This is a genomic window from Colwellia sp. PAMC 20917 (genome assembly GCF_001767295.1).
Taxonomy (GTDB): Bacteria; Pseudomonadota; Gammaproteobacteria; order Enterobacterales; family Alteromonadaceae; genus Colwellia_A.
This window is the reverse complement of record NZ_CP014944.1, coordinates 4,273,670-4,299,612: the sequence shown is the minus strand read 5'-3', so window position 1 is coordinate 4,299,612 and position 25,943 is coordinate 4,273,670. Positions and strand designations below refer to the sequence as shown.

Sequence of the window (25,943 nt, the reverse complement as noted above, 5' to 3'; positions counted from 1 at the left end):
GGTAAATGACGTTGTAATCATGTTTGAGCATTTATTTGTCTTATTCTGATATCTTGGAGTAAGCTCAAATATTTTATATTTGTGATTAACAATAATAATAATATGAAAAACAACCCTATTGAACCGCCGCCAGTGGTCGTAAGAGTCATTTCTATAGTGCCAGAAGTCACTGTAATTTCGATCTGACCGCTCGCTTCACCGCCAAATTCATCACGGATCAAATAGTTGACACTATCCACGCCTATAAAGTCTAGTGGTGCAGTATAGGTAAGTGTATTATCAGCGTTGATAAAAATACTTCCCTGCTCAGCAGTCACTTCAATCACTTGCAATATATCATTTTCACCATCGGAGTCATTAACCAAAACATCTATAATTATTTGTTGCCCAGCCTTAACTGTCGCTATGTCATTATTGGCAATCGGTTTTTGATTGGCTAATACTTCAATACTGACACTAGCAGAGGTAGCCCCCCCCATACCATCTGTAATAGCATAAACGATAGTATCAATACCGATAAATTGCATAACAGGCTGATACTCTAACTGACTGCCAACAACAATAACCTGACCTAAGTTCGCATTTGCAGAACTAATCGTTAACAAATCACCATCAACATCACTATCATTGGCTAATACATCAATGATCAGCGAAGTATTGATACTAGTTTCAGCCATATCGTCATTTGCAACAGGAGGGGTATTATTATTAATGAACACAGCAACACCACCAGGATCAACAATCATATTATTAGAGAGTCCATCAGCATCATTAATACCCCCGTCTTGGATCGTAAGTTGAACACACCAGCTTCCTTCAACGAGACCTTTTTGCCAACTTATATCTCCGGGTGGAGGGCAATAGCCACGTTCTCCTTGAGTTGACCAAAGTTGATCTGCTTGAGTTTCACTAAAAGTCACCCAGCCAATTAGTGGCATTAGTTTTCTATAGATAGCTTTGGCAGGCACAGGCTGAACCTGGGGTAAAACAATTTGATAACTCTCACCTGCCATTGGTAAATTGTAAGCAATAAAATCGAAGACACTACTCATATTGACGGTTTCAGTGTCTGTTATTTGCTCATTTATTATTCGCAGACCATTGGCACCATTATCAAGGGCAACATCCCCCAAACGTAAACAAACTCCAGGTTCGCCTTCAACCAAGAAGTTACTGGTATCAACTTGGGATGGCATAACATTACATTCAGCAAAAGCATCCATATAGTTAGCAAGTCCATCACCATCGCTATCCTCGTGTCCCTCAATATTATCGGGTATACCATCCCCATCAAAATCATCACTTCCCAGATCAATTGCCATTGTTTGAAGTTTAAAATTCAACTCAAAAACATCACTAAATTCTGGTTCATTAAGATCTGTCACCTTCAATTGAATATGGTAAAGACCTGGCGACAAGTTGGAAGGGTCAAAACTAAAGCTTTCATCTATATTATCAACATCAGTAATTATCTGTTCTTGATTAGACCAGATATAGCTGAACTGCCTATCAGGCTTTGGATGATCGATTTTTGAATTGACAACAACTTCACCCGCTTGTTGATAAATAATGGCATGAGCGGAACCTGATTGCTCTAAAGTTAAACTTACTCGAGGCGCAACATTATCTTCATTAATGGTCACCGTATGAATAAATTTGCTACCTCGATTAACGGTATTACCAAGTTCCAAAACAATTGTCTCCTGCCCTTCTATTTCAACATCCGCTAAGATATCAAAATGGATGAAAGCCTCAGTCCCTGATTCAATCACAACCACACCACTATTCAAATTATGATCATCTCCTGAGTTTGCACTACCTGTAACAATAAAGGGGATATGCAGGGGATACTGCGGAGAAACCCCATTCAGTCGGATACCAACTGTTACCCCACCCCCTTCAAGCATAGTTTGGTCTTTATCAAGAGAAATTAATGGGTTAATACGCACTAATTGACTTGCTTCAGCAACAAGCCCTTCGCTATCCATTGCGCGCCATATAACAGAATGAATACCCGGTTTGAAAAATGTTAGGTCGTCAACTAAAGTCACAGCAATTGAGCGTCCAAACTGATCCACCGCCGTTGCAACGCCAAGTTCAACCTTGACTAATAACGCATCTGCATTAACCTCTACATCTGCAGGTGCATTGATCACAGGTAAACTGACATCATCTACATTGATATCAATAAAGACTTGAGCTGAGTCACTTCCCTGCTGATTATCGCTAATAGTATAGTCAATCACCACTACACCTTTAAAACCAATATTCGGGGTGAAGGTCAATAGCTCGTCAGTCCAGCTGAGCGTACCAGAATTAACATTAGCGCCTTCAATAGTCATAGCGTCTGCATCTACATCACTATCGTTTAATAGCACATCAATAGTCACAGTATCCCAATTATCTCTACTTAGGTAATCATCGACAGCTTGAGGCTCATCATTAACAGGTGTTATATCAATTGCAACTGTTTTCGTTTCAGAATCTAACTCTCCGTCATTGGCTTTGAAAGTAAAACTATCACTGCCATTAAAATTACCATTGGGGGTAAAAAGGAGATCCGGAGCCTGACCAGTCAACAAACCATTGCTAGGTTGCCTTACGACAACAAATGTCAGCTTATCATTATCTGAATCGCTAGCCGTCAAAATAATATCTACACTAGAATCCTCTAACATAGTAACGGTTTTGTCGCTGACCAAAGGAGTGTCATTCGTGCTATTAATCGTAAGATAAACTGTAGCTGTATTTGAGTCGGTTGTCCCATCATTAGCTTTAAAGGAGAAACTGTCGCTACCTGAAAAATTGGCATTTGGAGTGTAGCTAAGATTAGGTAAAACTCCCGTAAGAGTTCCATTTGATGGTTCGTTCACCCACATAAAAGACAAGCTATCACCATCGACATCAGTGCCAATTAATACAATCGAAACTGCAATATCTTCGTTCGTAGTTATATTTTGATCAATAACCTCTGGCGTATCGTTGACATTAATTACTGTTAGGTCAAAACCGGTCAACGATGATGATACATTATTAAGATCTGTTACCGTGATCACGATACCGTTGGTGACCCCCACATCAGCATTAGTGGGCATGCCAGTTAAAGCGCCTGTGCTGGTATTAAAATTTGCCCAGATCGGTTGGTTACTAATACTAAAAGTTAACACGTCACCAGCATCGATATCAGAAACCGCTGGGGTAAAGCTGTAAAGGCTATCCTCTGCCACACTAGTTGCAGGCGTACCAGTAATGGTGGGTGCGTCATTCACATTGATAACACTCAAATCAAAACTGACCAAAGAGGCAGCTGCATTATTAAGATCGGTTACCGTGATCACGATAGCGTTGGTGACTCCCACATCAGCATTAGTAGGCATGCCAGTTAAAGCGCCTGTGCTGGTATTAAAATTTGCCCAGTTCGGTTGGTTACTAATACTAAAAGTTAACACGTCACCAGCATCGATATCAGAAGCCGCTGGGGTAAAGCTGTAAAGGCTATCCTCTGCCACACTAGTTGCAGGCGTACCAGTAATAGTGGGTGCGTCATTCACATTGATAACACTCAAATCAAAATTGACCAAAGAGGCAGCTGCATTATTAAGATCGGTTACCGTGATCACGATACCGTTGGTGACTCCCACATCAGCATTAGTAGGCATGCCAGTTAAAGCGCCTGTGCTGGTATTAAAATTTGCCCAGTTCGGTTGGTTACTAATACTAAAAGTTAACACGTCACCAGCATCGATATCAGAAGCCGCTGGGGTAAAGCTGTAAAGGCTATCCTCTGCCACACTAGTTGCAGGCGTACCAGTAATAGTGGGTGCGTCATTCACATTGATAACACTCAAATCAAAATTGACCAAAGAGGCAGCTGCATTATTAAGATCGGTTACCGTGATCACGATAGCGTTGGTGACTCCCACATCAGCATTAGTAGGCATGCCAGTTAAAGCGCCTGTGCTGGTATTAAAATTTGCCCAGTTCGGTTGGTTACTAATACTAAAAGTTAACACGTCACCAGCATCGATATCAGAAGCCGCTGGGGTAAAGCTGTAAAGGCTATCCTCTGCCACACTAGTTGCAGGCGTACCAGTAATAGTGGGTGCGTCATTCACATTGATAACACTCAAATCAAAATTGACCAAAGAGGCAGCTGCATTATTAAGATCGGTTACCGTGATCACGATACCGTTGGTGACTCCCACATCAGCATTAGTAGGCATGCCAGTTAAAGCGCCTGTGCTGGTATTAAAATTTGCCCAGTTCGGTTGGTTACTAATACTAAAAGTTAACACGTCACCAGCATCGATATCAGAAGCCGCTGGGGTAAAGCTGTAAAGGCTATCCTCTGCCACACTAGTTGCAGGCGTACCAGTAATAGTGGGTGCGTCATTCACATTGATAACACTCAAATCAAAATTGACCAAAGAGGCAGCTGCATTATTAAGATCGGTTACCGTGATCACGATAGCGTTGGTGACACCCACATCAACATTGCCGGGCGTGCCAGTTAAAGCTCCAGTACTTGGATTAAAGGTTGTCCAGCCAGGTTGATTGATAATGCTAAAACTTAAGCTATCACCAGCATCCGCATCAGAAGCCGTCGGGATAAAACTGTAAAGACTGTCCTCTGCCACACTGTTCGCAGGCGTACCTGAAATGATGGGGGCATCGTTAATATTAATCACTGTAATATTAAAACTGGCTAAGCTGCTTGAGGCATTACTGAGATCAGTCACTGAAATCACAATGCCACTATTCATACCCACGTCTGAGTTATTCGGTATCCCCGTTAACGCACCATTACTTGGATTAAAACTTGCCCAAGCGGGTTGATTGATAATGCTAAAACTTAAGCTATCACCAGCATCCGCATCAGAAGCCGTCGGGATAAAACTGTAAAGACTGTCCTCTGCCACACTGGTTGCAGACATGCCTGAAATGGTGGGGGCATCGTTAATATTAATTACTGTAATATTAAAACTGGCTAAGCTGCTTGAGGCATTACTGAGATCAGTCACTGATATCACAATGCCACTACTCAGACTTACGTCTGAGTTATTCGGTATACCCGTTAACGCACCATTACTTGGATTAAAAGTTGCCCAAGCGGGTTGATTGATAATGCTAAAGCTTAAGCTATCACCAGCATCCACATCAGAAGCTGCGGGGATAAAACTGTAAAGACTGTCCTCTGCCACACTGTTCGCAGGCGTACCTGAAATGATGGGGGCATCATTCACATTGATCACACTCAAATCAAAACTGCTCAAAGAGGCTGAAGAACTATCAAGATCGGTTACCGTGATCACGATACCATTGGTGACCCCCACATCAGCATTGGTCGGTGTGCCAGTTAAAGCCCCGGTGCTTGTATCAAAGATCGCCCAGATTGGTTGATTGATAATGCTAAAGCTTAAACTGTCCCCAACATCCACATCATCAGCATAGGGGGTAAAACTATAAGTACTATCTTCTGATGCACTGGTTGCGGGTGCGCCTGTAATGGTAGGCGCATTATTGGTATTAGTCACCGTAATAATAAAGCTTTCTGTAGCTGCAGCTGAACCATTTTCACCGCCATCAGCAACCCATAAAGTGACTGAACCTGAAGTTGTAACTGCATTGGCTGGTGTCCAGGTAACTACTCCGAGATTAGAAATAAGCATACCTGCTGGCGCATTAGTTAAACTCCAGTTCAGATCAATGCCGTTATTACTATCATCAGGATCAACTACTGTTGCGGCATAAATGTACAAAATATCTTCAATCGCGATTGTTGCTGCGGTGCTTGTGATCACTGGCGAATTATTGGTCGCAGAAACCTCGATCACAAAACTTTGATCAACATTCACATTACCGTCATTCACACGTAAAACCACAGTATAAAAGCCAATATCTTGCTGAGCAGGAATACCGCTTAGTAATTGTGTTCCTGCATCAAAACTTAACCATGTAGGCAGTATCGGCGCGTTAAAAGTTAAACTATTTCCAACATCAACATCACTGGCTATGACGGTATAACTATATAACTCACCTTCATTAGCACTTGTTGATGCAAGACTGTTAATGATTGGTGCATCATTAGTGTTACCGACAGTAATATTAAAGGCTGATAAGCTATCACTGGCAAAAGCTGCATCAGTCACTGTTATCACAATATTATTATATACGCTCACATCGGTATTACCAGGTGTGCCCGTAAGCTCACCGTTACTGGTATTGAAACTTGCCCAATCAGGTTTACCTGTAATACTAAAAGTTTGACTGTCACCTAAATCTTGATCGGTAACCAGAGGCTTAAAATAGTACAAAGCATCTTCATCGACACTGCTATTTGGCACACCACTAATAACAGGGATATCATTAATATTGCCTACATTGATAGTAAAAGTTTGATGCTCTGGTATAACACCATCAGTGATTTGAAGTACAACATTATGCTCGCCTACATCACTATTTGTCGGAGTCCCTGTTAATACACCACTATCGATAATTACTCCATTACTCAATACATTGGTAATAGGAGTAAAGCTTAACCAAGTAGGTTTAGTGATCACATTAGAGGTTAAACTATCACCAATATCAATATCATGACTTTTCAATGTATAACTGTATATTACTTGCTCAGTTGCATTGACAATTGCTGCGCTATCAACAAATAGTGTGTCATTGGCGTTAAACACTTCAATACTAAAATTCTGATCAAAACTTGCACCGCTAGCATCTGTCACACGTAATACTACATTATGAATACCCACATCACCGTTAAATGGCATACCAGTTAAAGTATGAGTTCCACTATCAAAATTCAACCAGCTTGGTAAAGTAGGAGCGCTAAAAATAAGGCTATCGCCAACATCAACATCCGTTGCAATTACGGTGTAACTATAAGTTAAATCTTCGGTTGCAACGGAAATTTCGGCACTATTGATAGCCGGAGTATCATTAACATTACTTACCGTTATTATAAAATCTTGATAACTAAATAAATCGCCATCGCTCACTTTTAAGCTAATGGTATGAGGGCCAACCTCATCATTACTTGCAGTTCCAGACAAAATAGCTGTACCGTCGCTGTTATCTGTTAATGATAGCCAATTAGGAATATTCGAAGCCGAAATACTGACAGGTTCACCATCAACATCATCGGTTGTGATACTGTAGTTGTAAGGAAAATCTTCATTAACCATGGCTATTTCAATACTTGAAAATATCGGAGTATCATTTTTTTCAGTCACAATCACAGTGAATGTGTCATCAACCGTTTTACCATTAGACGTTGCTCTAACGGTAATATTAGCACTGCCATTCATATCAGTTAAGTAACTTAAAATCAGCGAATTTCCAGTTATTGAAGCAGTCACAAGAGCAGCATTTGTATTTGTCTGAACTAATTTAGTAATGGCGGTATCATCACTATCAACATCAGCAAATGCTAAGTTCAAATTAATATTAGTATCTGATGAATCTTCATTAACCGTTATATCAGGCAAAATATTTACCACCGTAGGTGGATCATCAAAATTTGTAACCACTAAGTCAAAACTTGGTAAGGTATCTATAGCTCCATTAATATCGGTCACTTTAATCACAATACCTTTAGTTGTACCGACATCAGAATCATCGGGTATTCCAGTTAAGGCGCCGGAACTGGTACTGAAACTAGCCCACGTTGGTTTGTTGGTGATACTAAAAACTAGGCTGGCAGTTTCGCCATTATCAGAATCGCTAGCAGAAGGTGTAAAGTTATATAGACTATCTTCTACTGTGCTAGTTGTTGCAGTACCCGTAATAACAGGATCATCATTAATATTTGTCACCGTCAGATCAAAACTAGCCAGTGAATCAGCAGCGCTATGAGTATCAGTCACAGTTATAACAATACCACTCGTTGTACCTACGCCAGAGTCATTGGGTATTCCAGTTAAGGCGCCAGTAGCAATATCAAAACTCGCCCAACCAGGCTTATTGGTAATGCTATAAACTAAAGTAGCGCTCTCACCACTATCAATATCAACTCCTGTTGGTAGAAAACTATAATTAGTGTCTTCTGTGACACTCGTTGCTGGTGTACCAGAAATAGTTGGTTCATCATTGATTGATGTGGCTGTTAGTTGGCTTGTAGCATTAGATATTCCATTTCCAATACCGTCATTTGGGATCAAAGTAAAGCTACTGACAACTGTTGAACCAACTACAGTTTGATTCTCAGTAGGTGTAAAAATGATAACCTGTAAATTAGAAGTCGCCGTTGCAGCTAAGGCAGATGTGACTGTGTAATTACCTGCCGAGCCTGTAATACCAGTTCCGTTTAAAGTTCCGTTTGCGGAAGTATAAGTAATATTAATTGAAACATTATCAGTATCAGAATCAGCAACGGTTACTCCACTAAAAGGTGTAATTGTTGCGTTATCATTGACAACACCGTCTGTCGTAAATGTTCCAGATAAAAAAGGTAAACTGTTACTTATTAATGTATAAAGACTACTCGCCGTTTGATCACTGCTGCCATTGCCATCATTGGCAGTGACGATTACGCGTAGGTATTGATGCGCATCCGCGCTGTTCAGTGTGTAACTATTCGTCGTCGCGCCAGCGATGGCGGCCTCATTGGTGCCACCATTATCATCGGCTCGATACCATTGATAACTGTAACTTGGTGTATCGCCGTCTGCATCCGTCCAACTGCCCGTTGTCGATGACAACGCATTGCCAATGCTGGCCGTACCGCTCATGACAGGTACCACCGTATTCACCGGCGCCGCATTGCTGATCGCGGTGCGTGTACTACTCGCCGTTTGATCACTGCTGCCATTGCCATCATTGGCAGTGACGATTACGCGTAGGTATTGATGCGCATCCGCGCTGTTCAGTGTGTAACTATTTGTCGTCGCGCCAGCGATGGCGGCCTCATTGGTGCCACCATTATCATCGGCTCGATACCATTGATAACTGTAACTTGGTGAATCGCCGTCTGCATCCGTCCAACTGCCCGTTGTCGATGACAACGCATTGCCAATGCTGGCCGTACCGCTCATGACAGGCACCACCGTATTCACCGGCGCCGCATTGTTGATCGCGGTGCGTGTACTACTCGCCGTTTGATCACTGCTGCCATTGCCATCATTGGCAGTGACGATTACGCGTAGGTATTGATGCGCATCCGCGCTGTTCAGTGTGTAACTATTTGTCGTCGCGCCAGCGATGGCGGCCTCATTGGTGCCACCATTATCATCGGCTCGATACCATTGATAACTGTAACTTGGTGAATCGCCGTCTGCATCCGTCCAACTGCCCGTTGTCGATGACAACGCATTGCCAATGCTGGCCGTACCGCTCATGACAGGTACCACCGTATTCACCGGCGCCGCATTGTTGATCGCGGTGCGTGTACTACTCGCCGTTTGATCACTGCTGCCATTGCCATCATTGGCAGTGACGATTACGCGTAGGTATTGATGCGCATCCGCGCTGTTCAGTGTGTAACTATTTGTCGTCGCGCCAGCGATGGCGGCCTCATTGGTGCCACCATTATCATCGGCTCGATACCATTGATAACTGTAACTTGGTGTATCGCCGTCTGCATCCGTCCAACTGCCCGTTGTCGATGACAACGCATTGCCAATGCTGGCCGTACCGCTCATGACAGGTACCACCGTATTCACCGGCGCCGCATTGCTGATCGCGGTGCGTGTACTACTCGCCGTTTGATCACTGCTGCCATTGCCATCATTGGCAGTGACGATTACGCGTAGGTATTGATGCGCATCCGCGCTGTTCAGTGTGTAACTATTTGTCGTCGCGCCAGCGATGGCGGCCTCATTGGTGCCACCATTATCATCGGCTCGATACCATTGATAACTGTAACTTGGTGAATCGCCGTCTGCATCCGTCCAACTGCCCGTTGTCGATGACAACGCATTGCCAATGCTGGCCGTACCGCTCATGACAGGTACCACCGTATTCACCGGCGCCGCATTGCTGATCGCGGTGCGTGTACTACTCGCCGTTTGATCACTGCTGCCATTGCCATCATTGGCAGTGACGATTACGCGTAGGTATTGATGCGCATCCGCGCTGTTCAGTGTGTAACTATTTGTCGTCGCGCCAGCGATGGCGGCCTCATTGGTGCCACCATTATCATCGGCTCGATACCATTGATAACTGTAACTTGGTGTATCGCCGTCTGCATCCGTCCAACTGCCCGTTGTCGATGACAACGCATTGCCAATGCTGGCCGTACCGCTCATGACAGGCACCACCGTATTCACCGGCGCCGCATTGCTGATCGCGGTGCGTGTACTACTCGCCGTTTGATCACTGCTGCCATTGCCATCATTGGCAGTGACGATTACGCGTAGGTATTGATGCGCATCCGCGCTGTTCAGTGTGTAACTATTCGTCGTCGCGCCAGCGATGGCGGCCTCATTGGTGCCACCATTATCATCGGCTCGATACCATTGATAACTGTAACTTGGTGAATCGCCGTCTGCATCCGTCCAACTGCCCGTTGTCGATGACAACGCATTGCCAATGCTGGCCGTACCGCTCATGACAGGCACCACCGTATTCACCGGCGCCGCATTGCTGATCGCGGTGCGTGTACTACTCGCCGTTTGATCACTGCTGCCATTGCCATCATTGGCAGTGACGATTACGCGTAGGTATTGATGCGCATCCGCGCTGTTCAGTGTGTAACTATTCGTCGTCGCGCCAGCGATGGCGGCCTCATTGGTGCCACCATTATCATCGGCTCGATACCATTGATAACTGTAACTTGGTGAATCGCCGTCTGCATCCGTCCAACTGCCCGTTGTCGATGACAACGCATTGCCAATGCTGGCCGTACCGCTCATGACAGGCACCACCGTATTCACCGGCGCCGCATTGTTGATCGCGGTGCGTGTACTACTCGCCGTTTGATCACTGCTGCCATTGCCATCATTGGCAGTGACGATTACGCGTAGGTATTGATGCGCATCCGCGCTGTTCAGTGTGTAACTATTCGTCGTCGCGCCAGCGATGGCGGCCTCATTGGTGCCACCATTATCATCGGCTCGATACCATTGATAACTGTAACTTGGTGTATCGCCGTCTGCATCCGTCCAACTGCCCGTTGTCGATGACAACGCATTGCCAATGCTGGCCGTACCGCTCATGACAGGCACCACCGTATTCACCGGCGCCGCATTGTTGATCGCGGTGCGTGTACTACTCGCCGTTTGATCACTGCTGCCATTGCCATCATTGGCAGTGACGATTACGCGTAGGTATTGATGCGCATCCGCGCTGTTCAGTGTGTAACTATTTGTCGTCGCGCCAGCGATGGCGGCCTCATTGGTGCCACCATTATCATCGGCTCGATACCATTGATAACTGTAACTTGGTGTATCGCCGTCTGCATCCGTCCAACTGCCCGTTGTCGATGACAACGCATTGCCAATGCTGGCCGTACCGCTCATGACAGGCACCACCGTATTCACCGGCGCCGCATTGTTGATCGCGGTGCGTGTACTACTCGCCGTTTGATCACTGCTGCCATTGCCATCATTGGCAGTGACGATTACGCGTAGGTATTGATGCGCATCCGCGCTGTTCAGTGTGTAACTATTCGTCGTCGCGCCAGCGATGGCGGCCTCATTGGTGCCACCATTATCATCGGCTCGATACCATTGATAACTGTAACTTGGTGAATCGCCGTCTGCATCCGTCCAACTGCCCGTTGTCGATGACAACGCATTGCCAATGCTGGCCGTACCGCTCATGACAGGCACCACCGTATTCACCGGCGCCGCATTGTTGATCGCGGTGCGTGTACTACTCGCCGTTTGATCACTGCTGCCATTGCCATCATTGGCAGTGACGATTACGCGTAGGTATTGATGCGCATCCGCGCTGTTCAGTGTGTAACTATTTGTCGTCGCGCCAGCGATGGCGGCCTCATTGGTGCCACCATTATCATCGGCTCGATACCATTGATAACTGTAACTTGGTGTATCGCCGTCCGCATCCGTCCAACTGCCCGTTGTCGATGACAACGCATTGCCAATGCTGGCCGTACCGCTAATTATCGGTACTACGGTATTAACTGGCACATCATTAATATTCGAGATTTCAATAATCTTAGTGACTGCATTACTATCATCTAAATCATCATCTTTTAAAACAAATCTAACCGTTCGATTTAGAGTACTAGGGTTATCGAAAGTATTTTCGAAAGTAATTTTGGTTGCTAACACATTTATAGCTTCAATAGTGGAATTAGTATTAAAACTAATGACTAGTGGTGTCGAACCATTATTTCCACCAGATGCAGAACCAATAACAACACCTTCATAGCTAACATCGCCAGTAGCCGAATTAAAGCCAATATCTCCCGCACCGCTGCCAACATTAATAATTGATAAGCGATCATTTGCCGTACCATTTGAAGTAATATCAATGGTAAAATCACCAGAATCAAAAGCTGCTGAGTCATAATCGGTAGCGGTAGTTAAAGCGGCAATAACAACCGCACCATCACCTTCTTCATAACTCAAATTAGCACCAGCTATTGTTAAAACTGAAGCTACATTGCAGTCTGTTGTTACATTAAGATTATCGGTACCAGGTGTTACACAACTAAATAACCAATCCGTTGCATTATCATTGGTATCATTACCATCTGGAATTCGACCAATACCACCAGAATTCATCGTAGGGTCATCAAGTATGCCTACACCGGTATTTTCTAAATAAGGCGCGGTGCTATCACCCTCATAACTAACGGCATCGACAATTGTTGTATCCCACTTCAAAGCGACGGCATCTGGGGATCCATTTTGAATCAAGTCGATATCCGTGACATCATCTTGATCACAATTACTGACTCTGGTTGAATTTCCACATATCACATAATAATCACCTGCTGCGAGTATGACTGATGGTAATGTAAACGTTTTATAAACCGAGTTGCTGCTTTCATTAAAAAGCTCAACCGAAAAAACACTTAAATCGATACCAGCATCACCGGTATTTTTTAATTCAATAAACTCGTTATTATCCGAGCCCGGTTGATCATAATCTATTTCGTTTAAAACCAATCCCAAGTTTATCTCTATTCGTTGACCATAAATTTCAAACTCACTGATCAGAATCTGGTTTTCACCTTCCCAAACTACTAGATACTCATTATTCTCTGGGTTGTATGCTATAGCCTTATTTAAAGCATCAAAATCGGCATCTCCATCAGTTCCCATGTCGCTGATCCTGAAATCATTGGTGCCAACTTCAACACCACTACTAGCAATTAAGCGTTGCCCATAAATCTCAAACTCACCATCAACTAACAAACCGGTATTGTCTTCTCCACTCCAAACCACTAAATATTCATTATTAACTTTATTATATGAAACACTTGCGCCGAAAGTTTCAAAGCTTGTATTTCCATCGGTCCCCATATCGCTAATTCTAAAGTCATTCGTACCAGTTTCAGCAGCCGTTTCCCCTAATAATCTCTGACCAAAAATTTCAAACTCACCACTGACTAATGTGCCGGTATTATCTTCACCTTCCCAAACAACAAGGTATTCATTATTAAAACGGTTAAAAGCAATATCTGGTTCAAATCCAGAAAATAACGTTGAACCATCAGTCCCCATATCACTTATGCGAAAGTCATTGATGCCTAACTCATTAGTACCCATAGCAGTGCCCGATGCACCATCAATTCGTTGACCATAAATTTCCCATTCATCAACTAGCCCCTGATTTTCACCACCCCATACAACTAAATATTCATTATTAATTTCATTGTGGCTAACGGCTGGTCTTAGCGCATCAAAGTCAGCATCTCCATCATTACCCATATCACTTATGCGAAAGTCATTGCTACCAATTTCTGCGCCTGTGGTACTTAATATTCTTTGACCGTAAACCTCAAATTCACTTGCTACCAAAATTCCTGTATTGTCACTTCCCTCCCAAACTAATAGATACTCGTTATTGATTGCGTTATAAGTAACATCAGGGTTGAATGCAGAGTAATTTGTATTGCCATCAGTGCCCATATCTGAATATATAATGGGGAAGAATGGCGTAGTTCCTGTTGCAGCGACAACATAATTACAGTGAATTTCAATCTCTTCATTAACTTTAGACGCGCTATCATCATCACCACTCCAACAAACAAGATATTCATCTTCGGCACTACTGTAGGCCACAGTAGGAGTGTTTGCTCTGTATGTGGTATCACCGTCAGGCCCCATTTCACTGATTCTTATGCGGGAGCCGACAAGCGCTCCTGTTTCAGCATTTATGCGTTGGCCAAATATTTCTATTTCTTCGTCAACTAGTGGGACGGTATCATCATCGCCTTCCCAAACTACTAAATACTCATTTAAACTACTGTTGTAGGCAACAGCAGGGTTATCAGCAGTATAACCAGCAGAACCATCAGGCCCCATAGTGCTAATTCTGAAATCATTAGTTCCAACTTCTGGATCAATTAAAACAGGATAAGCAGCGGTCGCTAAATCTTTGGCATCAACCACTATTCGAGTATGATTTGATGTAACTTCCATATAAGCTGATAAATGTTGCCCATCGGCATCAATAACGGTAACATCACCCAGGCTCACAACACCATTTGAGTTTTGCCATAACCACCCATGAGAAGTCTCAACAAATAAACCATCAGCTTCAATCTCTCCCTCTATCTGCAACGCCTGCCCGTTTAAATCAAGAGGAGACGTGATCAAAAACTGTTGTTCCATACCCTGTGGCTTGGCAATGTATTGTTCAATAATAGCGCCACGATGGTATCGAATATCCCTTAATCCGTATGCCTCTGGTTTTGCATTAAAGTCTAATTTATCTGACGCATTAGTGGCGACTAATTTCCAATGCCATTGAGGCCCGCCATCGTCAGGTACAAACATCCAGCCCTCGGCAGAATATCTGGCCTGAAACTTTTGGTTTTCAATTAAATATTCCTGCCCGTGCTGAGAGCGTTGATTAAATGTGAGAGCTGCGGCCTGCGAACTATCAAAAGAAATATTAGGAGTGTCAATTACAGAGTTTGTACTCGAGGCTATACTATCCGCGGACGATAAAAGGATAGTAGTAAAAATAATTACTAATAAAAAGATATTTACATTAACTATATTAAATTTTTTAATATGCTCTACAACATTTGAGATATATCAAAAATATAATAAATTGTAGAATTGTTCTGGTCAAGCGATATAAGATACATTTACTTTTAACTATCCAAACTCAATTGGAGACCCCCCATTTGATTTACGTAGCCTGAATAAGGTTGTAGTCTTTGGTATAACAAACATTATTCAGAGCTAAAGTAACGTGTATTTCAGTGAACTGAAAAAGCCCTATACTGGTGGAAATCAAATAACAAAAACAGAGTCGAGTTTCTGTTGGATAAATCATTCGGAGCTCCTAGCTTAATGAAACCGTGCACTAAGTGACCGTTAATAATTCAGAAGTAACTGTCGCCAATGGTGACTTAGTTGTCTATCAGGAAAAAGGTAAGTCTACTACTTCTGAAACTGAAAACAGCCTAAGAAGCTATTGATGTTTAGTTATTTGTCGGAGCAAAAGTCATAAGGGAATCATGGACGCTAATGACTGCTTTAAGTCTTGGAGCTGTCGTTAGTAAAGTAAACGCTACTAATTTATTAATTAATCCATAATGAATTTTATTGTCAGCATTTATGCCAAAGCTCTTCGAAAGCAATATAGATAGCGTTTACACAAGCCTGAGTATTCGTTTTTAAGTTAAGGCATACCTATGACATCAAAGTAAAGCGGTGACCATCGAAATGATATCGTATCAATATTCGTATGAAATAGGTACATGATCTGAATACCCTAATTATAGGTTTATTCAGACCAAAAGGACTATATTCGTATCTTTGTTAACATTAAGCTAGTGATCATTAGAGATCACTTCAGCTAGCCAAAAAATACAAAACTTTTCAGTATAAATTCCCAAATCCTAAAGTCTTCAGTGTGATAAAAGTAATCATGTATCTATAGTAAAATTTGTCTAAAATCTAGTGTAGAATTTTTTTCTGATAACTTCTGTTTAACGCACTTTGAATTCATGCCAATACAATTACGTGAACGACCGCTGTGTGGCTCAGGAGCCAGTTAGGGTAATGAAAAATCAGTGTCGATGCGTATATGCATCCTACAAGCTCATTGCTGTCGGTGATATCACCGACAGCATGTTTTAAACAATTACAATCGTTCTAAAAATCTTGTATTTTTATTATTGTTAGTTCAGTTGTTCGATTTTTAAGCAAAAACAAGAAATGTGTTCTACTCTTTATATGAACTTAACCAAGGAGAATGCTGATGTTCCAGCTAAATAAAAAGAAAATTTTAATTACCACTGCTGTACTCTTGATTGCTGGCACAGTCCAAGCAGCCGATAACAATATCCTGATCACGAAAGCCAGATCCGCAGCACCATCCATGATTAGTGCCAATGCCACAATAATGTATCGTGGAGAAATTCTCGTAGAAGGAAGCAACGACTGGATTTGCTTGCCGGAAACCATGCCCGATGACAATGCGCCAATGTGCAACGATGCGGTGTGGATGGAAATGATGGGCGCAGTGGGCACTAAAGCCCCTTTCACGGCAACCAAAATGGGGTTTTCCTATATGTTACAGGGCGATGGAGGCGTGTCAAATTCCACCCCCTACCACGCAGACCATATGAATGCGCCCGACTTTATTAAGGAAGGACCGCACCTGATGATCATTGTGCCTAAAGCTGCTCTTAAGGGCATCACCAATGATCCCCAAGCAGGAGGTCCTTATGTGATGTGGGGGAAAACCGATTATGCACATATAATGATTCCTGTGGCGGATAGGAAATAAGTTAAACGAAGGACCAAATAAAAGTGCCCAGTTAAAGGTCGGACCTTCTGATGTTGAAGGAGGGATTGTTAAAGGTAACATGATAGTTCTCCATTATTAAAGGAGAACTAAGTATGGTCTGTTGTGAGCTTTAAGCTCATAGGCGACGGTAACTTCCCAACTTATAACTCTAACTTTTGCAACATTCGAGACATTAGACATTAGAATCGAAACAGTGGTTTGGATTAGATCTTATAAAGGTACTCTTATAGTTTTAGTCGGTTATATGCTTATTTATCTAGGCATGGGATCTTTCAATATTTGATCTACCAACCATGTATTTCCTTTCTTAATTAGCTTAATTTTTTTTAATTCTTTATATATTTTTCCGTTGCGGACACCAGTAAATAAGAATGTCAAACTTCCTGAATTTACGAAGTCTTCTCTAACTTTTAAATCCCCTAATGCAGCATCAATTTTAACTGAATCAAATGACATATTGAATAAACGTCGGGCTGCATTTTTAGTCGTTATGTATTTATTAATTTCTTTGGCAAAAATAGGAGTACATAAAGCAGTCGTTTTTTTTATGTCTTTTTGATTATAAAGAGCATCGAAAAACGCTATCCCAACACTTTCAGCAGTATCTTCGGTATCTGAGCTACAACTACAAACAGCCAAAGTGATAAAAATCACGATGATAAATTGTTTTATTGTGTTCATTGGACACACCTTGAGTTGGATAGAAGTTTATTACTATTTTTTACTTCAAAAATAGCACCTAGCTTTAATAATGGTATGGCTTCAGCGTTTGTTAAATAAAGAGGGGGCCATTTACACCAGGCACAAAACTTTTGTTTTCAAATTTTACGATCCAATTGGCGGTATAATATCTTTTTTGTTCATCACACATGATTTTCTCACTAATTATTAAATAGTTAATTAAGGGTGCATGCTGAAACAGGGACGATTATGTCAATCATTTTAAAAGGAGGATATTGAAGTGAGTGTTAATTATTCAATACTCCAGTGTCGGTAGCTACGCTATCATAGAAAAAAATTGCTAAATTTCCTTAGACCGTTGGCTTTGCGTCCTAGACTTTAACCTAGTTTGCCTTTTTCAACTGATGCTAAAAAATTTTAACCGATTTGTTAATCGATGTATAGAAAATTGCTAGTATCACTGATCAATTAAGTTCTAATAGTGTCGGAGCTCAAAGTATCAGTAAACTAATATTTATTTCCATTTAAAGCACAAGAAGTATTAGAAAAAGTATTGCACTACTAGTTGAAATAAATGTCAGCACCAAAAAGTCATAAAAACGAAATAGTGAAACGACTATATTCGTATCTTTATTAACATCAAGCTAGTGATCATTAGAGACATGTTCAACTAGCCCAGCCTGTGTGAAAACTATTTCAAACTTGAGTAATTGGTTAAAACCAACGGAAAAAGGTTCTTTAGATTAAATTCTGTATTATATTTAATTTAAAGCTACCTATTAATTTACGTAGCGTTGCATAAAATTTTTCCTTCGGGAGTTTTCACACAGATCAGAGTCCTTGTCGATTTTGTTGTTATGTTCCGATCTAGCTAGTACAAACGTTCGTTTTCATCATTCAATACAATTTGGTGCATTTCTTCAACAGAAAGGTCCAACTTTCCAGCATCCACCATTGTCTCTGCTAAAAGAGGCAAACCGTCGAGATTTGCCCACTCTTCATATTTCCACAATTTTGATCGAATCATGCATTTAGAGCAATGAAAAAAGGCTTCCTTCACTTCAATAACTAATGCAAAGTCTGGTAAGCGACCTTTAATTGACATCGATGTTCTTAATTTTTCATCTCTTACGATCTTAGCAGTACCACTTATCCTAAGAGTTTCTGTTTTTCCAGGGACAAGGAAAATGATGCCCACATTAGGATTTTGCAAAATATTCTCAAAGGTATCGGCTCTACGATTTCCGGGTCGATCTGGAATTGCGATCGTATTTTCATCGAGTATCATGACAAAGCCGGCGGGGTCGCCTTTTGGTGAAACATCTTGATTGCCAGAAGAATCTGCTGAAGTTAATATTATAAAAGGTGATCGACTAATGAAATTTTGGCAATGGTTATCTAATTTACCGAGCGTTTTGCGAGTAACTTTCTCACTTGGCTCTCCCATTAACTCTCTAAACTGTTCTCTGCTTTCAATAACATCCAAAAACTGAATCATCTACTCATCCTCGCCCATCATAGTTAGATATTTTATGTAATAGTCGCTCTGAATTTTTGTCGAACATAACGAGCTTGTAGAATAACTTTTTTATTATAAATCACCCCATAAAATAGGGGACTAAATGCATGACCTATATCGAATTAATCGTCTACAACGCGATACAGGAGTAAAACATTAGCAGTTTTGGCTGAATTAGTTATTCTACAGCCTCAACGCCTCGTTCAGAGGCAAATAATATGTTAGCTAAAATAAGCGACGCATGAACAAAGCCAACCGTTATTTGTTGCTTTAACGACTTATAGTTTACCATTTACTCAGATGTTGTTGGATCAATGATACTCCTAACTTCCGAGATAGAGTTAGCAGGAAAACCGCCCATATCCGCGTGTTTTTGAACAGATAAAACATCTGGTGCTATATAAACGCAATAGATTTTATTATCTGTAACATAGCTATGAACCCATTGAACCTTTGAACCCAATTCATCTAAAACATTACAGGATTTTTGTGATATCCCTTTAAGATCATATGATGATAACTTTCCTGCACCTTCAATTTCTCTCTCGATTACATATTTTGGCATTATTTATCTCCTTTTCTTTATGGAGTAATAACTATAGTCGAAGGTGAAGTTATTTGGCAAACTAACGCTTATCATGGCTGATTTTTCAGTAATTCCGCCCCATAAGTTTTATTTAACTGATGTTAATTCAGATATTATTTCAAAGACTTACAGGTCGTAACTTTAACTTTCGTCATGACTTGCATTGATTTTGGTTTATTACTGATACTTCCAGTAATATGGCCTGAATAATTCATTAGAAAATATATTGCAAAAAAATCTTATTGCTAAAGTCAGTACTGCGCACAAAGGGATCATAAATTCTAAGGCGGTATGTGCCCCCCAAAGCGTAGACTCATAAAAATTTAATACCTAAAATACTGTTAATCGAATGTCCGCTTTTGGCTCAGGCTGTGTGAAAACTATTTTGAACTTGCGTAATTCGGAAATATCAACGAAAAAATGCTCTGTAGATTTAAATCTGCAATAAGTTTGGCGTCAAACTACCTTTGAATTTACGTAGCGTTGCATAAAAATTGTAAGCTGAGAGTTATCACACAGCGTGGGCTAGCAGTTGCCCTAAGGCTCAACTAATACCTAACGACAGCAAAGATACGATATAGTTAACATCAATAGTTTCCTGAGCTATTTTTAGTGTTCATTAAACTTTGAGCTACCTTCATCTTGACAGTTAACAATACCACTTGCCGACATTCATCATAAAACGAACACTAGCTTAGTACCAACAGGGCATTTTATTCTGAAGTGGTTATGTGATTATTAAATTATATTATACCCGCTAACGATAATTGCTCTTTTGCAGCATCAATTCGAGTTTTGATGACCTCTTTGAAAGACTTGCCATCAATATTTAAAGCAAAATAATAAGTGTCTTTCTTGGTTTCAATAAACCCTACATACCAGCCTAGGGCCTTATCTTTAGCGCCCCCACCAGCTCCCGTTTTGGCATATAGTTTATAATCTTCGGTAGATTCAGCTAACATGATGTCTTTTAACTGCATCAATGAATTTTTCGATACTGCTAACTTATGATTATATAAGCGTTGGAGGAAGTCGACTTGTTCTTTAGCACTTATTTTTATACTTTTATTCAACCAAAAATTATCAATACCTGATGATATATCTTGATTACCATATTGAAAATTAGCTAAGTATTGACTCATTCTCTTTTTATTAATTTGACTTGCTGTATCTTGATAGATAGGAACTGCCGAATACTTATAAGCCTCCCTTAAAGAAATAGGTGCTTCATACCAAGTTTTAGGCCACCACTTTCGAATTGGATAATCCGCTATATCAAAAGTAAGCTCTACTTCAGTATTTTTAATGACGCCTGTATCTAAAGCTATAAGGGAATGTGGAATTTTGAATGTTGACCAAGGTGTCATTCGCTTAACAGCTCTTTCGGGATTTATAATGCTGTATTCACCAGACTGTTCACTTTTTAAAACAAAGGTGCATGAGCTATGACATAAAGAATTAGCATGAGTTGCCATCGAAAAACTAAACCCTAGTAAAGAAATTAATAACTTTTTAAATTTTATCATTTTTATCCAATATAATTATTATGCTTTCAACAACCAACTGTTTGTTACTAAGCTGACATTAAGCTATTTCAAATAGTTACGTCAACTATAGGTATTTCAGAATACATAGATTTGACCGAACCAATAATTCTCTCATTACTGGCAAAAATTACACCACAGCAGACATAGACGGTTAGCTATTACAGCAATCTTGTCCTTCTTGAATTGGTGGGCATTTAACAGTTCCATAAGAACAGAAAACGCAGCAATCACCTTTTAAAGGCTGTAATAATACTTTGCATGATTCACATTCATAGAACCACTGACAGGCATTGGTTGGCATTTTTTCTGTTTTACTATGACCACACTCAGGACAAGTTATTGTTGAGTTTAATTTTATACTTTGCATATTCGATCCTTTATAGGTTTTACAATATCTAATACTGACATTACGACCATTAAACTTATGCCAAAGTAGAATAAATAGGTACTCCAACCATATTGCCAAAGAGGATATAGTGTTAGTAAAACAGCTGTAGGACCAAGAATACTTAAAGCACCTCTTAAATGGCTTTTATTGCGATACCAATTATATATATTTACGAGTAACGCAAGGGTAGCGAAAATAGGTAGTAAAGTATTTACTGCAACGCCTTCAAAAGACGAAAAAAATCCCAAGCCAAGTGCTGATGCCAAAGAGCCTAATGCAGGAAAACAGGCAGTACAACTAAGAGCTGCTATCCAAACCCCACCAGAGCCAACTTTATCGAGTAATTTGTTTATCATATAGAATCATTCCTAAGTAATTTATAATCACGATAAACTCCGTATATAGATACGGAGTCAACAATTACTTTAATGAGTCAATAATAGGGCAAGAGTATTGGTCTTGATTGGTTTTACATGAATTAGTCATTTTACTAATAACACTCTCTAGACGCTGTAAATTAGATATTTTATTTCGAATTATATCTAATTTATGCAAACCTAGACTTTCTACTTGGGCGCAGTTATTCTCCATAGACATTAATGAGGATATTTCCTTTAATGTAAAGCCAAGAGCTTTTGCTTTAGCAATAAACCTAAGCTTGTCTGCAATAGCACTACTATATAAACGATAACCATTTTCTGGCTTTATTGGTTGAGAAACAAGCCCTTTTTTTTCATAAAACCTTATGGTCTCAACATTTATATCTAACTCTTTAGCGAGCTTACCAATTGTCTTCATACCTATAGTCACTTATAAATTTAAATGATTTTACAATCTGTGAAATGAAGTATATTAAATCATTGCTTATCGTTCAATTAAGTCATTATAGCTAGTAACGGTGAGTGCCTGTTTTGAGCCTTGAGTTCAAATGGTCAATGCAACAATTTGCTTTCCTGATTGAAATACATTTATGTGGTAACTCCCATTCTCCCAAATACCAGAAATAGAGTTATGAACAGTTTCCTTATATTGATCGATAGTTCTTTCCCACAAAACGTCAATATTATTAAGGTTTTTTAGATAAAACCCTTCTTGATTAAAGCGATTAACTCGAATAGGTATCGTAGTTTTTTTTGTGCCGTATGTCGTTGCCGTGCCATAAACAGAGCCACTACCGTTATAACCGCTAATATAAGTGGTACTTGATGTTAGTGTTGTCATATTCATAAAAGATGTTCGTGTTTCTTTAAATTGAGCCGTTGTTATAAAAACGTCTGAACCTATTGATTTAGCATAAAATAAAGCTTGGGTTGGATTTTCATATGGACCGTTAAAACTTGATTTACCAATAATTAGAAGATCAGAGTAAAGTAATTCGTATAGCTCATTTAGATCAACATTACTGTATTCAAATACCATAACATTTGATGTCAACGGATATTTCTTGGGTGAAACTTGGCTATAAAATTCTTTATGTCCTATTTGGAGTTGTGCTCATCCCGTAAGCATAAGTAATCCGAAGACAATCAATACTTTATTCATACTACTCCTTAGTTGATATTACCATGAGCCCAACGAGCCTGTAGAATTACTCGTTTTTAAAGTATTTTTAATAAAAATACTCTAACTGGATTGTTTTTATTTTTACATCGTTGATCATGGTGTGATAGCTGACTTTCGGCTTTTGATGCGCTTTTCGTGCGGAAATTCAAGGCTTTTCGCCTTAATGCAGGCTATTTCTTAACTTTTCTATGTTATGAACAAGGCAATACATTTGCCATTGAGCATTTACTTTTTCTTGTCCCCGTAGAGTGAATTTATTCATGCCTTTATTAACTGTGATGTTACCGAATACCGGCTCAATAGTACCCAATCGTTTACTGTACTGTCGCCGTCCTGCGCTGCTGTCTATTTTTACCTTCATTTTGTCACTGTAGCTGATGATGTTTGCAGAGCACTCGTTAACAAACTGCACTTGTCGTCCCGTTTTCGTTGGCGATTTACGCATGCATTGCCGTCTCAGTGGGCACACCTTACAGTCTTTTAAATAACCAGTGAAACGGGTGTAACTTTTCCCAACCATAATAATGTTGTTACCCTGTAACCACATATCTTTGCCCGCTGGGCAACGACAGGTGTTGGTACTTCTATCAAAATAAAAGTCATCTTTATTAAACTGTTTAGGTTTACCTTGGCTGCGTTTTAATCGTCGTTTTTCTTTTTCTAAAGGATAGGTTTCACTGACTTGAAATAGTGGATTACGACTTATAAAGGCATTGTCAGCCATGTAACTATCAAGCCCAGTGCTTGCCATATACGCTAGATTAACTTCACTATGAAAACCACTGTCGGCAGTAAACTTAGCGGTGGAAAAGGTATCTGGCGTACCTAGGTTATTGAGTTGTTGCTTGAGTTGCCCTACAGCAGGTTTTAAGGTTTGCTGCTCGCCAACACTGCCCCATGTTTGCGCTTGAAGGATTATTTAATGTTTGTCGTCGTTAATCGCAATACCGTTGTAACCTTGGATGGTTCCTTTACTCGTCGTCATTTTGGCGCTGTCGTTATCGGTGATATTGCTTTTAACGGGGTTGCCTTGACTACCTATTTTATCTTCGTTACATGATAAGAATTGCTGGATTTTCTCTACGCTACTATCGAGTTTGGCTTTTTGCTTTAGGTCATGGTCAACCTATTCTTCATTCAAGCCATCTTGGGCTTGATGCCGCGTTAGAATACGTTGACTGGCTCGGCGCAGCTTAGCCTCTTTACGCGTTAGCTCTTCAATGGTGCCACTCTATTCTTTACTGGCGTTAGACTTGATTTTACAGCCATCGATTGAAAACATGCGCCTACCAATCAGGCATTCTTTGTCACAAATCATCAAAACCTGTGTAAACAGCGGTGCTATTTGGTCTTTCATGCGAGCAACGAATGAGGCAATCGATGTAAAGTGCGGCTGGGCATCACCTGATAAACTCATGAAAGTAATGTTAGTTTCACAGGCATTAGCGATACGGCGACTATTAATATATCCACGAGCGTAGGCAAACAATATGATTTTTAGCATCACGGCTGGGGAGTATGCCGCAGCACCTGTTTTATCATTATGATACCAAGCATCAAAACCTGATAAATCGAGATGATTATCAATAATATGCGCAAGCGCATATTCAAAAGTACCGGGAACAATTTGTACTGAAAAATCAATGGGAATGAATTTACTTTGGCAGGATAAATCGGGTTTGTAGTTCGCCATAACATTTTACTGTCAGTGAATAATATCTATTAGATCTCAAACAAGATCACGGGGCAAGGTTAAAAAACGAACAAGTTTAAAATAATAAAAGGAACATTGAAAATGTACCTTTTGGAGAAATTCTACAGCCTCAACGCCCAAATAACGGGCTAAAATTGTTGGACGAAAATAGCGAGGTACGAGCAGCGGCCAACTGTTTTAGTCCTGTTGATTTGCTTGTTAGGCTATTTATGAGCCTTGACAAAGGTTTTCACCTAATTTATTACCTTCCCAAAAACCTTTATAATTTAAAGTTCCATGTAATACAGAGGAAACCTCTACTTCTTTTTTTATACCTTCTTTTACAATAACTTCTGTTAAACTACCTGAACAGGTAAGGTAGCCAAAAGATTTTCCTGGTTTAAATCTAAATATATAATTCTTTCCAATCTCGCTATAAAACCTTAACGCTGTCTTACATTGGGAAAATTGCCCCGCCATAAACTCTTCCGATTCCGATTGAATTACTAGCCATGTATTAGAAGGGATAGAAACTTTTTGGGCATAATCAGATGGAGTTAATGTTCCTTCTCCCAAAGTTTCACCTTTATAGTTGTTTCCTCCAATTGAGCAGGTGTCATTATTATAAATCGACACATCGACTACCTTATTGCTAACTAGAGGAATTGCGATATACCCTTTAAGGTCAGGTGATGATATCTCCATAATTGAAGGATAATCTCCTAATTTATTACTAGGAACTTGAATGGTCTTAGCGCAACTAGTGACTAACAACAAAATACAAACTACTGATACTTTTTCCATATAACTAATCTCAAATGTAAAACTATACCAACGCCCTATTAACAGGCAAAAAATTGTTGGCTAAAATGTTGAGGAACGAAAACAGCAAACTGTTTTTTTGTCCTTGTTTAATTTCTTGTTATGTTTCAAATACACAACACTAAAAAGTTAATTTGTCATGTGATGATGTATAAAAAGAACAGCCCATAACAATATTACACCACCGATAAAGATCAATAAACCTTTTAGACTAAAGCTACTAATTCTATGTT

The 25,943-nt window shown here is 40.4% G+C and carries 11 protein-coding genes, 1 pseudogene and 1 riboswitch; of the genes and pseudogenes, 1 reads left to right on the top strand and 11 read right to left on the bottom strand.

All coding sequences use genetic code 11. The features are described 5' to 3' along the window. Positions 1-17 precede the first annotated feature (17 nt). Entirely contained in the window at positions 18-14,921 is a 14,904-nt protein-coding gene (locus tag A3Q34_RS18355) for an Ig-like domain-containing protein (RefSeq protein WP_070376655.1), read from the bottom strand. A 1,438-nt stretch (positions 14,922-16,359) separates the two neighbouring features. On the opposite strand from A3Q34_RS18355, the gene A3Q34_RS18350 reads away from it, so the two are divergent. Next, entirely contained in the window at positions 16,360-16,890 is a 531-nt protein-coding gene (locus A3Q34_RS18350) for a hypothetical protein (RefSeq protein WP_070376654.1), read from the top strand. Positions 16,891-17,163: 273 nt separating this feature from the next. Here the strand turns inward: A3Q34_RS18350 and A3Q34_RS18345 are convergent, their stop codons facing one another. The 10 genes and pseudogenes from A3Q34_RS18345 to A3Q34_RS18300 form a co-directional block, all read right to left on the bottom strand. Beyond that, on the bottom strand, positions 17,164-17,592 hold the full coding sequence (locus A3Q34_RS18345) for a hypothetical protein (RefSeq protein WP_070376653.1): 429 nt from the start codon (positions 17,590-17,592) through the stop codon (positions 17,164-17,166). Between the two features lie 308 nt (positions 17,593-17,900). Then, positions 17,901-17,995: riboswitch (cyclic di-GMP riboswitch) on the bottom strand. A gap of 468 nt (positions 17,996-18,463) precedes the next feature. Beyond that, positions 18,464-19,090, bottom strand: a complete 627-nt coding sequence (locus A3Q34_RS18340) for an MSMEG_1061 family FMN-dependent PPOX-type flavoprotein (RefSeq protein ID WP_070376652.1) — start codon at positions 19,088-19,090, stop codon at positions 18,464-18,466. A gap of 313 nt (positions 19,091-19,403) precedes the next feature. Then, positions 19,404-19,676 carry a DUF4242 domain-containing protein gene (locus A3Q34_RS18335; RefSeq protein ID WP_070376651.1) on the bottom strand — a complete coding sequence of 91 codons (273 nt, stop codon included), beginning with the start codon at positions 19,674-19,676 and terminating at the stop codon, positions 19,404-19,406. Positions 19,677-20,440: 764 nt separating this feature from the next. Further along, positions 20,441-21,223 (bottom strand): penicillin-binding transpeptidase domain-containing protein, encoded by a 783-nt coding sequence (locus A3Q34_RS18330; RefSeq protein WP_070376650.1) that lies wholly within the window; start codon positions 21,221-21,223, stop codon positions 20,441-20,443. Positions 21,224-21,395: 172 nt separating this feature from the next. Then, positions 21,396-21,611: a GDCCVxC domain-containing (seleno)protein gene (locus A3Q34_RS20980; RefSeq protein ID WP_070376649.1), complete on the bottom strand. Its 216-nt coding sequence runs from the start codon at positions 21,609-21,611 to the stop codon at positions 21,396-21,398. Beyond that, complete coding sequence (merC, locus tag A3Q34_RS18320) at positions 21,599-21,988, bottom strand: organomercurial transporter MerC (protein ID WP_070376648.1); 390 nt, start codon at positions 21,986-21,988, stop codon at positions 21,599-21,601. Before merC ends, A3Q34_RS20980 begins: the two co-directional genes overlap by 13 nt. Positions 21,989-22,052: 64 nt before the next feature. Then, positions 22,053-22,430: a MerR family transcriptional regulator gene (locus tag A3Q34_RS18315; RefSeq protein ID WP_070376647.1), complete on the bottom strand. Its 378-nt coding sequence runs from the start codon at positions 22,428-22,430 to the stop codon at positions 22,053-22,055. Positions 22,431-22,556: 126 nt separating this feature from the next. Continuing rightward, positions 22,557-23,066: a hypothetical protein gene (locus tag A3Q34_RS18310; protein ID WP_070376646.1), complete on the bottom strand. Its 510-nt coding sequence runs from the start codon at positions 23,064-23,066 to the stop codon at positions 22,557-22,559. A gap of 289 nt (positions 23,067-23,355) precedes the next feature. Next, a pseudogene (locus A3Q34_RS21295) lies at positions 23,356-24,888 on the bottom strand (transposase). A gap of 228 nt (positions 24,889-25,116) precedes the next feature. Further along, the gene (locus tag A3Q34_RS18300; protein ID WP_157471048.1) at positions 25,117-25,692 is read right to left on the bottom strand and encodes a hypothetical protein; all 576 of its coding nucleotides are present in this window, start codon (positions 25,690-25,692) and stop codon (positions 25,117-25,119) included. Positions 25,693-25,943: the final 251 nt, after the last annotated feature.